This is a genomic window from Actinoplanes philippinensis (assembly GCF_900113015.1).
In the GTDB taxonomy this organism is placed as follows: domain Bacteria; phylum Actinomycetota; class Actinomycetes; order Mycobacteriales; family Micromonosporaceae; genus Actinoplanes; species Actinoplanes philippinensis.
In genome coordinates this window covers 132,520-146,975 of the sequence record NZ_FONV01000009.1, presented here as the reverse complement: position 1 = coordinate 146,975, position 14,456 = coordinate 132,520, and the positions used below count along the sequence as shown (strand labels likewise).

12 protein-coding genes are annotated in these 14,456 nt (G+C 72.5%); 5 read left to right on the top strand and 7 right to left on the bottom strand.

The genetic code is table 11. The features are described 5' to 3' along the window. Positions 1-88: 88 nt before the first annotated feature. The 4 genes from BM290_RS24120 to BM290_RS24105 all read right to left on the bottom strand — a co-directional run bounded on the left by BM290_RS24120 (position 89) and on the right by BM290_RS24105 (position 6,199). Entirely contained in the window at positions 89-1,873 is a 1,785-nt protein-coding gene (locus BM290_RS24120; RefSeq protein ID WP_203779470.1) for a glycosyltransferase 87 family protein, read from the bottom strand. 171 nt (positions 1,874-2,044) lie between these two features. Next, entirely contained in the window at positions 2,045-3,172 is a 1,128-nt protein-coding gene (locus BM290_RS24115) for a type III PLP-dependent enzyme domain-containing protein (protein ID WP_093617797.1), read from the bottom strand. Further along, positions 3,169-4,701 carry an IucA/IucC family protein gene (locus tag BM290_RS24110; RefSeq protein ID WP_093617795.1) on the bottom strand — a complete coding sequence of 511 codons (1,533 nt, stop codon included), beginning with the start codon at positions 4,699-4,701 and terminating at the stop codon, positions 3,169-3,171. The genes BM290_RS24115 and BM290_RS24110 overlap by 4 nt, the downstream gene beginning before the upstream one ends. A gap of 22 nt (positions 4,702-4,723) precedes the next feature. Then, positions 4,724-6,199: an IucA/IucC family siderophore biosynthesis protein gene (locus tag BM290_RS24105; protein WP_239143661.1), complete on the bottom strand. Its 1,476-nt coding sequence runs from the start codon at positions 6,197-6,199 to the stop codon at positions 4,724-4,726. 141 nt (positions 6,200-6,340) lie between these two features. Here BM290_RS24105 and BM290_RS24100 point away from each other — a divergent pair, with 141 nt between their 5' ends. Beyond that, entirely contained in the window at positions 6,341-8,011 is a 1,671-nt protein-coding gene (locus BM290_RS24100; RefSeq protein ID WP_093618462.1) for an FAD-binding dehydrogenase, read from the top strand. Here the strand turns inward: BM290_RS24100 and BM290_RS24095 are convergent. Genes BM290_RS24095 through BM290_RS24085 form a run of 3 tightly spaced genes read right to left on the bottom strand, consistent with a single transcriptional unit; the run spans position 8,006 to position 10,264 of the window. Then, the gene (locus BM290_RS24095) at positions 8,006-8,947 is read right to left on the bottom strand and encodes an NAD-dependent epimerase/dehydratase family protein (RefSeq protein WP_093617791.1); all 942 of its coding nucleotides are present in this window, start codon (positions 8,945-8,947) and stop codon (positions 8,006-8,008) included. The genes BM290_RS24100 and BM290_RS24095 overlap by 6 nt on opposite strands. A gap of 58 nt (positions 8,948-9,005) precedes the next feature. Beyond that, complete coding sequence (locus BM290_RS24090; protein WP_093617789.1) at positions 9,006-9,482, bottom strand: heme-degrading domain-containing protein; 477 nt, start codon at positions 9,480-9,482, stop codon at positions 9,006-9,008. A 20-nt stretch (positions 9,483-9,502) separates the two neighbouring features. Continuing rightward, positions 9,503-10,264, bottom strand: a complete 762-nt coding sequence (locus BM290_RS24085; RefSeq protein ID WP_093617787.1) for a sulfite exporter TauE/SafE family protein — start codon at positions 10,262-10,264, stop codon at positions 9,503-9,505. 116 nt (positions 10,265-10,380) lie between these two features. Between BM290_RS24085 and BM290_RS24080 the strand changes: the two genes are divergently transcribed. The 4 genes from BM290_RS24080 to BM290_RS24065 all read left to right on the top strand — a co-directional run bounded on the left by BM290_RS24080 (position 10,381) and on the right by BM290_RS24065 (position 14,398). Then, the gene (locus BM290_RS24080) at positions 10,381-11,154 is read left to right on the top strand and encodes an endonuclease/exonuclease/phosphatase family protein (RefSeq protein ID WP_093617785.1); all 774 of its coding nucleotides are present in this window, start codon (positions 10,381-10,383) and stop codon (positions 11,152-11,154) included. Positions 11,155-11,181: 27 nt separating this feature from the next. Further along, positions 11,182-11,778, top strand: a complete 597-nt coding sequence (locus BM290_RS24075) for a dihydrodipicolinate synthase family protein (RefSeq protein ID WP_093617783.1) — start codon at positions 11,182-11,184, stop codon at positions 11,776-11,778. Between the two features lie 99 nt (positions 11,779-11,877). Next, positions 11,878-13,458, top strand: coding sequence for an ABC-F family ATP-binding cassette domain-containing protein (locus BM290_RS24070; RefSeq protein WP_093617781.1), 1,581 nt, complete (start codon positions 11,878-11,880; stop codon positions 13,456-13,458). A 13-nt stretch (positions 13,459-13,471) separates the two neighbouring features. Further along, entirely contained in the window at positions 13,472-14,398 is a 927-nt protein-coding gene (locus BM290_RS24065; RefSeq protein ID WP_093617779.1) for a tyrosine-type recombinase/integrase, read from the top strand. Positions 14,399-14,456 lie beyond the last annotated feature (58 nt).

Genomic DNA, 14,456 nt, shown 5'->3' with positions numbered 1-14,456 from the left:
ACCACCCATTCTTTTGATCTTGGGGGTACGGCCGGAGCCGGTCAGCTGGGTGGTTGAGGGCGTCGTGTTCGCCGCTGCCGGCCCGAGCTCATCTGTCCTGTAGCTTGTCGCCGCTCACGCCGATGATGTGACCGGTGCGGTCGTAGGCCAGCAACACCGCGTCGGTGGCGTTGTTCGTGCTCACCGCGAAGCGGTGTGTGGTCATGCTGCGCTGGTCGACGACCGGCAGCATCTTCTCCGGTGCCGACATGTCCGGTGCGGTCCGCGGTGCCGGCAGTTCCGGCCACAGGGGCACGTCCACCGGTTTGGCGCCTTGCACCGGGATGTACGCCAGCCGAGCCACGTCCGGGCCGACCTGGCCCTCGATCCCGATGCCGCCGGCACCGTCGTCGCCGACGGAGAAGTTGAGTTGCAGGCCGCCCATCGCCTGGCCGGTGACGTCCGTGCAGATCCACCGGCCGTCGCGCAGCCCCATGCCGCCGCACGGATTGTCGCTGATCACCCGGGACCAGAGCGGATCGTGGGCGTTCTGTGCCGCGTACACCTGTGCGACGACCGCGCGGTCATGGGTGAGGGCCAGCATCCCGGCGATGCCGGCGGCGGCTGTTGTGCAGTACAGCAGGGCTGTACGTGGTCGTCCCACGACGGCGAGACCCGGCAGCAACCGCACCCGTCCGGCTGCTGCCGTCCAGAGGCTGATCGCCCCGCCGCAGCAGACCGCCACCGCGCACAGTGCTCGTGCGTTGTCGCGCAGGAACCCGCCGGCCGGCAGGACTGCGCCGACCTGTACGCACATGGTGAGCAGCACGATCGCTCCGGCGGCGATCCGGCTTCGTCGTGGACCGGCGACCAGCAGCATTCCGGCCAGTACCGTCCAGATCTGGTGATGGGTCCAGGAGACCGGTGACACGGCGACCGTCGCGCATCCGATCACCACCGCGGCGAGGGCCGGCTGTTCGCGCCGGTGGTATTCGCGGGCGCAGAGGAAGGCGACCAGGCACACCAGCGTTGCCAGGATCGCCCAGGCGGCGAGGCGTTCGTTCGTGGGGATCGCGTACCGCAGCAGGGTGCCGTTGAGGGACTGGTTGCCGGTGGAGGAGAGGTCGCCGATGCGTGAGGTGGTGAACACCGCTCGGGTCCAGAATGTCGCCGAGGCGGACGGCCACACCGCTGTGGCCGCCACGGCGCAGGCCATGAAGGTGATCGTGGCTCGCACCGCGTCGCGGCGGCGGCCTACCACCCACAGGTAGGGCACGAACAGCAAGGGGGTGAGCTTGATCGCGGCGGCCATCCCGATCAGTACGCCGCCGGCCCGGCGTGGCAGCAGTGCCAGCGCGTCGATGAGGGTGAGCAGCACGATGAAGATGCTGACCTGGCCGAACCGCAGGTTGCTCTGTGTGGGTGCGGAGGCCAGCAGGACGGTGGCGGCTGCGAGCGTCACCACGAGGAATCGCTGCCGGCCGGTGATGCCGTTGCGATGGGTGAGGGCCGCGGCGAGGGCTGTCACGGCGGCCACGGTGGCCAGTGTCCAGGCGATCTGTACTGCTGGTTCGGGTAGTGCGCCGAGTGGCCAGAACAGCAGTGCCGCGAACGGGGGGTAGGTGAACGGGTCGCCGTTCTCCGCGGCGTAGGAGTAGAGCGGTGTGCCGTCGCGTATCGCGCGTACCGCGCCGAGGTAGACGTGCAGGTCGGCCAGCCGGTCGTAGGCCGGGCGGGTCAGGGCTGAGGTGATCGACCAGATGGCCAGCAGGGTGAACGCGGCGGCGGCTGCGGAGACGGCGAGAGCCCGTGTTCGGGGTGTGAGTGTCGACCATGTTCGGGCCCAGGGGGAGATCGGTGTGGCTGGGCTGGTGCGGTGTTCGGTGGCTGTCACCGTGCTGCCGGCCGGGATCCGCGTTTACCGGGCACGATGCTCCTCGAAGTCGACCGCTGTTGACCGTCGGGGACGGTATCAAGGCTCGGTTGCGGCCGGGGTCGGCGTTTCGGGCAGGCCTGTGGGGCGGGGCGGGGTGGGTCGGGTGGTTTCCGGAGGGGGGTTCCTGATTCAGAGGGTGATGAAGGTGGGGGGTTCGTGGCGGAGGAAGTCGTGGTGGGAGATGTCCCAGCCGTAGGCGCCGGCGCGGGGGTAGAGCAGGAGGTCGCCGGTGCGCAGGTGGGTGACGTGTTGGTTGCGGGTGAGGACGTCGCGGGGGGTGCAGAGTTCGCCGACGGCGTCGACGGGGGTGTCGTAGATGGTGAGGCGGGGGTAGGGGTGGGGCCAGTCGTCGATGGGGATGACGGTGAAGGGGTGGGAGTAGCCCCAGGCGGCGGGTAGGCGGAAGTGGTGGGTGCCGCCGCGGAGGATGGCGAAGGTGCGGCCGTGGGTGGTTTTGAGGTCGAGGACTTCGGTGGCGTACCAGCCGGCGTCGGCGGTGAGGTAGCGGCCTGGTTCGAGGATGAGTTCGAGGTGGTCGGGGACGGTGACGGTGGACAGTGGGGTGAGGTCGATGGGGTTGCCGGTGAGGTAGTCGATGCCGAGGCCGCCGCCGGCGTTGACGATGCGCAGGGGGATGTCGTGGGTGTGGGCGGTGCGGGTGGACCAGTCGATGGCGTCGGTGAGGAAGCGGGCGTGGGCGGCGCCGTCGAGGTTGTTGGAGACGGCGTGCAGGTGGAAGCCGATGACGCGCAGGCCTTCGGGGATGTCGGCGAGGACGTGGGGGAGTTGGTTCTCGTCGATGCCGAAGGGGGTGGGGGTGCCGGTCATGGTGTGGCTGCCGGTGAGGGGGGTGCCGGTGCGGTTGATGCGCAGGCAGATGTCGGCGGTGATGCCGAGGGCGGCGAGGCGGCGTAGTTCGTGGGGGCTTTCGACGTTGAGCAGGGCGCCGGCGGTGGTGGCGGCGGCGAGTTCGGTGTCGGTTTTGGCGGGGCCGCCGAAGACGATGCGTCGGGCGCCGGCCTGTATTGCCAGGGTGAGTTCTCCGCCGGAGGCGACCTCCAGGCCGTCGCATTCGGTGGCGAGGGTGTGGATGACGTCGGGGTGTCCGTTGGCTTTCACGGCGTACAGGAGGGTGGTTCTGGGGGGTGTTGCCGCGCGGAGTTGGGCGGTGCGGGTGCGCAGGGTGGTGGTGTCGTAGAGGTAGGCGCAGCGGGGTGTGGGCAGGCGGCGCAGGGCGGTGGTGAGGTGGTCGGTCATGCGAGGGGGTTGCTGACCGGGAGGTGCAGGTCGCCGGTGCCGGCGAGGCGCATGCGGACGAGGGCTTTGTGGGGGACGGTCTTGGCGGTGAGCCAGGTGTGGTCGTCGGTGGTGAGGCCGTGGTCGCGGGTGTCGTCGATGACGGTGCGGATGAGGCGCCAGGCGTGGTGTTCGTCGAGGTGGTGGGTGTCGGCGAGGCGGATGACGAGTTCGCCGAGGTGGGCTTGGAGTGCGGTGTAGCCGAGTTTGGCGCGCAGGGTTTCGGTGTCGGTGGTGGTGATGACGGAGCCGGGCCACAGGTCGATGGTGTGTCCGGCGGTGGCGAGGCGGCCGGGGTGCAGGCGGAGGCCGGCGAGGTCGCGCAGGGCGAGGCGGTGGGGGTGGCCGTCGATGAAGGTGGGCAGGCAGTTCTGCAGGTGGGCTTCGAGGGCGATGCCGTGGCCGAGGAGTCGGAGCAGTGGTGGCAGGAGCAGGCGGGTGTAGTCGGTGAGCCAGGTGGCGGGGTTGCCGCCGGCCTGGTCGACGAGGTCGCCGATGAGCAGGGGCAGGGCGCCGCCGGGGATGGCGGTTTCGTGGGGGTGCAGGCGGGTGGTGAGGCCGGTGCGGGTGATGGCGGACAGGTCGCGGCCGGTGCCGATGGGGACGGCGGCGCCGGTGGGTTCGGTCATGAGTAGTAGCCGGTCGTCGTCGAGGAGGTCGGTGAGCAGGGTGGAGAGGGCGGGGCCGTTGCGGGTGGAGGCGACGCTGATGCTGCGGCGGGTGGAGGTGACCTGGATGTCGAGGCTGAGTTTGAGGTAGCGGCCGTCGGGGAGCAGCAGGGTGCGTAGGGCGGCGGTGGGGATGGCGTCGAGGTGGCCGTCGTGGTGGCGCAGGGTGCCGTCGGTGAAGTGGTCGGCGTAGCGGGTGCGGACGGTGTCGAGTTGCCAGGCGTGGACGGGTTGCAGGCGGTAGCCGGCGGGGGCGGGGTGGATGCCGGGCCAGGGGCCGAGGTCGTCGCCGAGGTGGGTGGCGTCGCGGACGGCGAGGAAGTGGATGCGGGTGTGGCCGGCTTCGAGGTCGTGGGCGAGGACGTCGCCGGTGTCCCAGCCGAGGCGGGTGCGGCCGCAGGGGTGCAGGTTGTGGCCGGCGACGGCGAGGCGTTCGAGGCGTACGGCGGTGGTGTCGGGGTCGGTGGCGGTGGGGAGGTTGTCGCCGGCGCGGGTGAGGGCGATGGCGAGGTTGAGGACGGCGTTGCGGATCTCGGTGGCGAAGGTGCCGGTGTTGTCGATGCCGGTGAGCAGGTCGACGGGGTCGGCGACGCCGGCGTCGGGGTATTCGACGCGGTGGAAGGCGTGGCGGCGGCCGCCGGGGGTTTCGGGGGTGAGGTTTTCGCGGACGAGGGCGGCGCGGAGGCGGCGGCCGACGGTGTCGGCGGCGGTGGGGAGGTGGTGGAGGAAGCGGTCGGCGAGGTGGGGGGCGTGGACGGCGAGGGCGGCTTCGGTGTGGGCGGCGGCGGTGGCGAGCCGGCCGGTGGTGGCGAGGCGGATCATCGGGGGTCCTTCCGCGGGTGGCTCATGCGTGTGCCGCCATGGGGTTGGGCAGGTGGGTCCAGAGGTCGTGCAGGGGGTTGTCGGCGAGGCGCATCGCGGTGGTGGCTTTGACCGGCAGGGGTTCGGTGAGTAGGTGGGGGTGGTGGCGCAGGGCGGTGGCGGTGGTGTGCCACAGGGGGTCGGGGTCGGTGCCGGCGTTGGCGATGAGTTGGCGGGTGACGGTGGCGAGGGCGGCGGCGGCGAGTTTGGTGCGTAGTTCGGTGTCGTCGTCGGTGGGTAGGTCGCCGTGCAGGGGTGGGATGTCGTGGCCGGCGGCTTTGAGGCGTGCGGGGTGGACGCGGATGCCGCCGAGGTCGCGGTAGAGGATGCGGGTGATGCGGCCGTCGCGGAGGATGGCGAGGCTGTTCTGGCCGTGGGCTTCGAGGGCGATGCCGCGGTCGAGGAGTTGGGCCAGGGGGGCGAGGAAGGTCTGGCCGAGGTCTTTGACGAGTTGGTGTGGGTCGCCGAAGCGGTGTGGCTGGTTGGCGAGGATGCCGAGGGGGACGGCGTCGGGTGGGGGTGGCTGGCGGATGAGGTGGGCGAGGCGCCGGTCGGGTCCGTGGTCGGTGATGACGGCGCCGGCGGTGGTTTCGGCGAGCACATCGATCGGCAGGTCGCGGGTGAGGTGGTGCAGGAGGGTGGACAGCAGGGGGCCGTTGTGGACGGCGGCGGGGGAGACGGTGCGGACGGCGGAGGTCATCTGGATGTCGACGGCGGTTTTGATGTGGGGACCGCCGTCGAGGGGGGCGACGGTGCGCAGGGACATGAGGGGGCGTGCGGGTCCGGTGGGGCCGTCGTCGGTGAGCCAGGGGTATTGCTGGTGCAGGCGGGTGGCTTGCCAGGGGTGGGCGAGCAGGACGGGTTCGCCGGTGCCGTGCCAGCGGTCGGGGGGTACGCGGAGGCGGCGCAGGGTGATGACGGGGTGGTGTTCGGGGGCGTAGGCGAGTTGGTCGGCGACGGTCATGCCGGTGCGGGTGCGGCAGCAGGGGTGCAGGGGGTGGCCGTCGACGAGGGTTTGTTCGATCTGGCCGGGGCGGGGGTGGGTGGGCCAGGTGGGGGTGGGGTTGGCGGCGCGGGCGAGGGCGAGGTTGGCGACGCTTTCGGCGAGTTCGGTGGTGAGGCGGGTGCCGGGCCAGAGGGTGGCGGCGAGGTGGGCGGGGTCGTCGGTGGGTCGGCCGTGGACGGTGACGTGCAGGCCGGTGGCGGGTTCGGTGAAGGGGGTGGCGGCGGTGGTGGGGTAGGTGAGGAGGGTGTCGCCGAAGCGGACGTGGGTGTGGCCGTGGTGGTGGTGACGGCTGGTGAGGCCGGGTAGGGGTTCGGTTTCGGTGGCGATGAGCAGGCGGGCCAGGATGGCGGTGCGGGCGGTGGGCAGGGCGGTGTCGTAGGCGTCGAGCAGGTCGGGGCGGATGGCGGCGAGTTGGGTGCGGGTGCCGGCGGGGTCGGCGGTGGGGTGCGGCACGGGTTCATTGTCGCGGTTGTGGTGGTGGGTGCGGTGGGGGGAGGTGGTGTGGGCGGTGGGTGTCACATCGTGGGTTGTGGGGTGTGTTTCGCCCACGCCGCGAATCCGATAAATTCTCGTATTCATTCGAGGGGAGTGGCCGTGGACGTCGACGTCATCGTGGTCGGGGCGGGTTTGGCCGGGCTGGCCGCCGCGCATGAGCTGACCCGGGCGGGCCGGTCGGTGGCCCTGCTGGATCAGGAGAACGCGGCGAATCTGGGGGGCCAGGCGTTCTGGTCGTTCGGGGGCCTGTTCTTCGTCGGCAGCCCGGAGCAGAAACGGGCGCGGATCGCCGACAGTGTCGAGCTGGCGTGGGCGGACTGGAGCAACAGCGCCGGGTTCGACCGTCTGGGTGACGAGGACGCGTGGGCGGTGCGGTGGGCGCGGGCGTATGTGGAGTTCGCGGCGGGTGAGAAGCGGGCGTGGCTGGCGTCGCTGGGGTTGAGCTGGCTGCCGTTCGCGGGCTGGGCGGAGCGGGGTGATCTGCGTTCGGACGGGCACGGCAACTCGGTGCCGCGGTTCCACATCACGTGGGGCACCGGCACGGGGGTGGTGGCGCCGTTCGTGGCGTCGGCGGTGGCGGCGTCGCAGAGCGGGCTGCTGTCGTTTCGGCACCGGCATCGGGTCGACGAGCTGATCGTGGAGAACGGGACGGCGGTCGGCGTACGCGGGAAGCTGCTGGCCCCTGATGATGCGGCGCGGGGTGTGCCGTCGAACCGGGACGAGGCCGGCGACTTCGAGGTGCGGGCGCAGGCGGTGATCGTGACGACGGGCGGGATCGGCGCGAATCATGATCTGGTGCGCCGGTACTGGCCGGCGCGGCTGGGCACGGCGCCGGCGACGATGGTGACCGGGGTGCCGGCGTATGTGGACGGGCGGATGCTGCAGATCGCCGAGGATGCCGGGGTGCGGCTGGTCAACCGGGACCGGATGTGGCATTACACCGAGGGTGTGCAGAACTGGGATCCGATCTGGCCGGGGCACGGGATCCGGATCCTGTCGGCGCCGTCGCCGTTGTGGCTGGACGCGCTCGGGCGCCGGTTGCCGGCGCCGTTCTTCCCGTCGTACGACACGCTCGGCACGCTGGAGTATCTGCGGACGACTCCGGAGATCGCCGGGTACGACCATTCGTGGTTCGTGCTGACGCAGCGGATCATCGAGAAGGAGTTCGCGTTGTCCGGGTCGGAGCAGAACCCGGACATCACCGCGTCGGACCGGCGCGGGTTCCTGCGGCAGCGGCTGTTCGGCAAGGGTGCGCCCGGGCCGGTGGAGGCGTTCAAGCGGCACGGCGCGGACTTCGTGGTCGCCGACGGCCTGGACGATCTGGTGGCCGGGATGAACCGGTTGACCGGTGAGCCGCTGCTGGAGGTGGCGACGGTGCGTTCGCAGGTGGTGGCGCGCGACGCGCAGGTCGCGAACACGGTGACCAAGGACGCGCAGATCCAGGGCATCCACAATTCGCGGCGTTACCTCGGGGACCGGATCGGGCGTACGTCGGCGCCGCATCGGCTGCTGGATCCGGCGGCGGGTCCGTTGATCGCGGTGCGGCTGCACGTGCTGACGCGTAAGACGCTCGGCGGGATCCAGACCGACCTGGATTCGCGGGCGCTGGGGGTGGACGGGACACCGATCCCGGGGTTGTACGCGGCGGGGGAGGTCGCCGGGTTCGGTGGTGGGGGTGTGCACGGCTACAACGCGCTGGAGGGCACGTTTTTGGGTGGGTGCCTGTTCTCCGGGCGGGCCGCGGGCCGGCACGCCGCCACCCAGCTATAGCAGGCCGGCCTCGGTCTGCGGGTCGAGGCCGACGACGGGCCGGTCGGCGCGTTGCGGTGCGCCGCCGGGCAGCGACGTCAGCCACGCCCACGTGTCGGTGATGGTGTCGGTGACCGGCCGGCAGCGCAGGCCGGCGGCGAGGGCGTGGCTGACGTCGCCCTGGTGCAGGGCGGCGTGCAGCGGGCCCGGTGGCAGCCACACGGGCAGCTGGGTCCACGGCTGGATGCCGGCGTCGAGGATGGTCTGCGGGTCGGTCCAGCGCAGGTCGGCCCGGCCGCCGGTGACGGTGTTGGCGGTGTCGAGGAACTCGCCCATGGTGGTGTGCCCGGACGGGCTGACCAGGTCGTAGGGGCCGGTGCGGCCGGTGGCGGCGGCGTCGAGGACGAACGCGGCCAGGTCGCGGGTGTCGAGGTACTGCAGCGGCAGATCGTACGGGCCGGGCGCCAGGGTCGGGCCGCCGCGGCGCAGCCGGTTGAGCCACCACGGCAGCCGGCCGATGTTCTCGTACGGTCCGAGGATCAGCCCGGCGCGGGCCAGCAGCAGCGGCCCGCCGAACGCGTGGGCGGCCTGTTCGCCGCGCCGTTTGTCGCCGGCGTAGCCGGGTTCGTCGTCGGGGACCAGCCGGTCCTCGCCGAGCACGTACACCGAACGGCTGGAGATGTAGGTGTAGTGCCCGGCGCGGCCGTGCAGGGCGCGGGCGGCGGCGCCGACGACGGCCGCGTCGGCCGACCAGGTGTCGACGACGGCGTCCCAGGTGCTGTCGCCGAGCGCGTCGAGGCCGGTGGGGGTCTGCCGGTCGCCGATGACCGTGCGGGTCCCGGCCGGGGCGGTCGCGTGGCCGCGGTTGAACACCGTCACGTCGTCGCCGCGCTCGACCGCCAGTTCGGCGATCGACCGGCCGACGAAACCACTGCCGCCCAGCACCAGGATCCGCATGCGGCCAGCGTGCCCGTTCGCGCGGCGACACGCCCAGCGGTGTCTGCCGTCAGCAGACTCAGCCGGCGAGGAACGTCTCGATCGCCTCGACGACCAGGGCGTGGTCGTCGGCCTGCGGCAGCCCCGACACGGTGACCACGCCGATCACGCCGGCGCCGGGCACCCGGACCGGGAACGCGCCGCCGTGGGCGGCGTAGCGGGCCGGGTCGACGCCCTGGGAGGCGTCGAGGTCGCGGCCCTTGGCGGCCAGCCGCCGGCCCACCAGGTAGGAGGAGGCGCCGTAGCGGTAGACGACGCGGACCTTGCGCTCGATCCAGGTGTCGTTGTCGGCGACCGACCCGGCCAGGGCGGCGTGGAACAGCTGCTGCTCACCGCGGCGGATGTCGACGGCCACCGGCAGGCCGCGGTCGGTGGCCAGGCGCACCAGCAGGCTGCCCAGCCTCCACGCGTCGGCCTCGGTGAACGCCGGGAACACCAGCCGGCGCTCCTGGTCCTCGACGGCGGCGATCAGCTTCGCAAGATCCTCGGAACTCATGTGCCCCATTCTGCTCCCGGTCAGCTCTCGGTCCAGTGCAGGTAGCCGAGCCGGGCGATCAACGCCAGCACCACCACCAGCAGCACGATCCGCACGAAACCGGCGCCGCGGCGCAGCGCCATCCGCGCGCCGAGCACCGCGCCGGCGATGTTGCAGACCGCCATCGCCGCGCCGAGCAGCCACGCCACATGCCCGGTCGCGGCGAACACCACCAGCGCGCCCAGGTTCGTCGCCGTGTTCACGATCTTCGCCATCGCCGAGCCGTGCACGAAGTCGGCGCCGACGATCGCGGTGAACGCCAGCACCAAAAATGTGCCGGTGCCCGGCCCGATCAGCCCGTCGTAGAGGGCGATCAGGCCCCCGGCGACGGCCACCGCCACACCGCGGCGCACCCGGGTGCGTCTGGCGGCGTTCTCGGTCAGCCCCATCTGCGGGCGCACCGTCACGAACACCGCCACCGCCACCAGCACGGCGATGATCACCGGACGGTACGCGGCCGCCGGCACCGCCCCGGCCAGCGCCGCCCCCGACCCGGCACACAGCAGCGCCAGACCCGCCGCCGGCCCCGCCACCGGCCAGTCGATCTTCGTGCGGCGCGCGTACGCGACCGCCGCCGTCGACGTGCCGCAGATCGCGGCGAGCTTGTTGGTGCCCAGCGCCGTGGCCGTGCCCAGCTGCGGCGCCACCACCAGCAACGCCGGCAGCAGCAACAGCCCGCCGCCACCGACGACCGCATCGACCCAGCCGGCCGCGCACGCCGCCACCAGCAGTGCCGCGATCACCGCCGGCGCTGTTTCTGCAGCCAGATCCCGAACAGCGCCCCGGCGACGAACAGCAACGCCAGACACCACAAGGCCTTGAAGAACATCGGCTCCCTCCCGTTGGCTAGGGTCGGCACGTGCGACTGGCCACCTTCAACCTGCTGCACGGCAGATCCCTGTCGGACGGCACCGTACACGCCGACCGGATCCACGCCGCCGTCACCGACCTCGACGCCGACGTGCTGGGCCTGCAGGAGGTCGACCGGGCCCAGCCACGGTCCGGGCTGCTCGACCTGACCGCGCTGGCCGCCGACGCCCTCGGCGCGACCACCCACCGGTTCGCCGCCGCCGTCGTCGGCACCCCCGGCCAGACCTGGCAACCCTGGCACTCCGGCGCCGACATCGGCCACCCCCAGTACGGCATCGCCCTGGTCAGCCGATTCCCGGTGCAACGATGGCAGATCACCCGGCTGCCCGCCGCGCCGGTCCGGTCACCGGTCTACGTCCCCGGCGGTGGCCTGCTGCTGCTGCGCGACGAACCGCGGGTGCTGCTGGCCGCCGTCCTGGACACCCCCGCCGGGCCGCTGACCGTCGCCACCACCCACCTGTCGTTCGTGCCCGGCTGGAACGTGCGGCAGCTACGCGCCGCCGTCCGCGCGCTGCGGGGCCTGCCCGGCCCCCGGGTGCTGCTCGGCGACCTGAACATGCCGGCCGGGCCGGTCCGCGCGTTCACCGGCTGGCAGCCGCTGGCCCGCGCCGCGACGTTTCCCAGCCCCGCCCCGAGAACCCAGCTCGACCACGTGCTCGCCGACCCGCGCGGCGCCGCCGCCCTCGGCCGCGTGGTGCAGGTGCGCACCCCCAGCGTCGCCGTCTCCGACCACCGGCCCCTGGTCGTGCGCCTCGACCGCTGACCGACACCGTCACCTGGAGGACCCTGCGTGTTCACCGGCCTGAGCGCCTTCCCGCTCACCCCGCTCGACGACGACCGGCTCGACGAGCACGCCTACGCGACCCTCGTCACCCGGCTGGCCGACGCCGGCGTCGACAGCATCGGCGCGCTCGGCTCCACCGGCTCCTACGCGTACCTCACCCGCGACGAACGTGCCCGCGCCGTGCAGCTGGCCGTGCGCCACGCGGCCGGCACCCCCGTCATCGCCGGCATCGGCGCGCTACGGACCCGGCACGTGCTGCAGCACGCCGACGACGCCCAGCGGGCCGGCGCCGCCGCCGTGCTGCTCGCCCCGGTGTCCTACCAGCCACTGACCGACGACGAGGTGTACCACCTGTACGAGCAGGTCACCGCCGCACTGTCGGTGCCGCTGGTGGTGTACGACAACCCGCGCACCACCGGGTTCACGTTCACCGACGACTCACCCGTGCCGGGTCGCCGGCCGCCGCCCGCGCCGCCTCCGACCGGCTGCGGCCCCTGGGGCCGGCTGCCCGCGCCCGGGTGCTGCAGGCCCTCGCCACCGTCGACGCGACCGCACCGGCCTGATATGCGTTGCGTGGCACGCCGGAGCCGGGCACAGTGGTGACCCGCACCTGCCGCCGACCGTCGAGGAGCCCCACCGGTGAAGTGAGAAGACCCCCGCCCGTGGTCGTCGCTCTCCACTCACCCTTCCCGGGAGTCGCTCGTGCATGTCAAAACAGTCGATCTCGCCTGCGCCTACGACGGTGACCTGCTGTTCTCCGGTGTCGACCTGGTGCTGCGGCCCGGCGACCGGATCGGGGTCGTCGGCCCCAACGGCGCCGGCAAGACCACCCTGCTGCGGGCGCTGGCCGGCCTGCACCCGCCTGCCGCCGGACACCTCAGCGTCGCCCCGGGCACCCGGGTGGCGTACGTCGCGCAACGCATGCCCGACCCCGACGGCGCTGTCGGCGCGTTTCTCACCGCCGGCCTCGGCGAGCTCGCGGACGTCACCGCCACCATGCGTGAGCTGGAGAAACGCCTGGCCGGCGGGGAGGATGTGCTGGACGCCTACGCGGTGGCCCAGGAACGGTGGACCGCCCTGCGGGGGTGGACCGCCGAGAGCCGGCTCACCGAGATCCGCCAGCGTCTCGACATCGACCACCTCGACGACGACCTGCCGCTACGGGCCGTCAGCGGCGGCGAACAGGCGCGGCTCATGCTCGCCCGGGCCCTGCTCGACGACCCGGACCTGCTGCTGCTCGACGAACCCACCAACCACCTCGACGCCGACGGCGCAGCCTGGCTGCGGCAGTGGCTGCGCGACTTCCGCGGCGGGGTGCTGGCGGTCAGCCACGACCGGGCGTTCCTCGACGAGGTCGTCACCCGCATCATCGAGCTCGACGGCATCGACGAACGGCCCCACGACTATCCCGGCGGCGGCTACCGCGCCTACCGGCAGGAGAAACAGCGGCGCTGGGAGAAACTGCTGCTCGACTACGAGGCGCAGGAGAAGGACCGGCGCCGGTGGGAAGCCGACATCGAGAAAACCAAGGGCTACGCCCGCACCGTCGAACTGACCACCCCGGCCAGTGCCGCCGCCCCCCACATCCGGCGGGTCGCCCGGCTCGTGGCCCGCAAGGCCAAAGTGCGGGAACGGCGGTTGCGCCGGCAGATGGCGTCGGTGCGCTGGATCGCCCGGCCCCGGACCCGGCCCCCGCTGACCCTGGCGTTTCCCGCCGACACCGGCGATGCGGCCGAGACGGTCCTGACGATCCGCGACCTGACGGTACGCGACCTGCTGTCGCACATCGACCTGGACGTGGCCCGCGGCGACCGGATCCTGATCACCGGCCGCAACGGGGCCGGCAAGACCACCCTGCTCACCGCCATCGCCGAGCGGCACCCCGGCGTCGCGGTGCTGCCGCAGACCGACGACGGGCTGCGCGACGCCACCACGGTGATGGACTTCTTCCGCGCCCGCGTGCCGGTCTACGTCGACGACGCCGAAACCCTGCTCACCGGCCACCAGTTCGACGCCGACCAGTGGGACCAGCCGGTCGCCGACCTGTCCGCCGGCGAGCTGCGCCGGCTGCTGCTGGCCGTGCTGGTCAACAGCGAGTCCCGGATCCTGCTGCTCGACGAACCCACCAACTTCCTCGACTTCGCCGCCCTCGACGTCCTCGAAGAAGCCCTGCGCCGCTACCGGGGCACGCTGCTGTTCGTCAGCCACGACCGGTACTTCGCCGACGCCGTCGGCCACAACCGGCACTGGCATGTCGCCGACCGTCAGGTGATCGACAACTGAGAAACTGGCAGGCATGTCACTGCAGCCACACCGGGCCCTGCCACCGGTCACGCCCGCCTCGGCGACCGAGTTCACCGAGGCGTGGCTGGCCAACCGGCGGCTGTCGGAACACACCCGCGCCGCCTACCGCCGCGACGTCGCGACCTGGCTCACCTGGTGCGCCGAGCGTGACCTCGACCCGCTGCACGCCACCTTCCTCGACGTCAACGCCTACGCCCGCCGGCTCGAGACGACCCTCGCGCCCGCCTCGGTCGCCCGGAAACTGTCCGGCGTGTCCAGCTGGTACGACTTCCTGGTCAAACTGCAGGCCGTGCCCACCAACCCGGTCAGTGGCGCCGACCGGCCGCACCTGGACCGCGACCACTCCGCCACCCTGGGCCTGACCCCGGGCGAGGTCGACGCGCTGCTGACCGCCGCCGCCCGCGCCGGCACCCGCACCCACGCCATGATCACCATGCTGGCCGACCTCGGCCTGCGCGTCGGCGAACTCGTCGGCCTCGACCTCGGCGACGTCGGCCACGACCGCGGCCACCGCACCGTCCGGTTCACCGGCAAAGGCGGCAAGGCCCGCCGCCGGGCGCTGACCCCCGCCGTGTCCGCCGCCCTCGACGACTACCTGCGCGACCGCGGCCTGCACCCCGGGCCGCTGTTCGCCACCGCCACCGGCGCCCGCGTCGACCGGCACGCCGTGTTCCGGCTCGTACGCCGCCTCGCCGCCGACGCCGGCATCGCCGAAGCCGGCCGGCTGTCGCCGCACTCGCTGCGCCACGCGTTCGCCACCACCGCCCGCGCCGAAGGCGTCGCCCTCGAAGACGTCCAGGACGCCATGGGACACGCCGACCCGCGCACCACCCGCCGCTACGACCGTGACCGGTTCAACCTCGACCGTGACCCCGCGTACACGATCGCCGCCGCCCGTGCCCGCCGCAACAACCCGTGACCATGCCGCCTATGCTCTGAACCCGGCAACGACAGAGCGGGCGGGGTTTTGAGCGCGG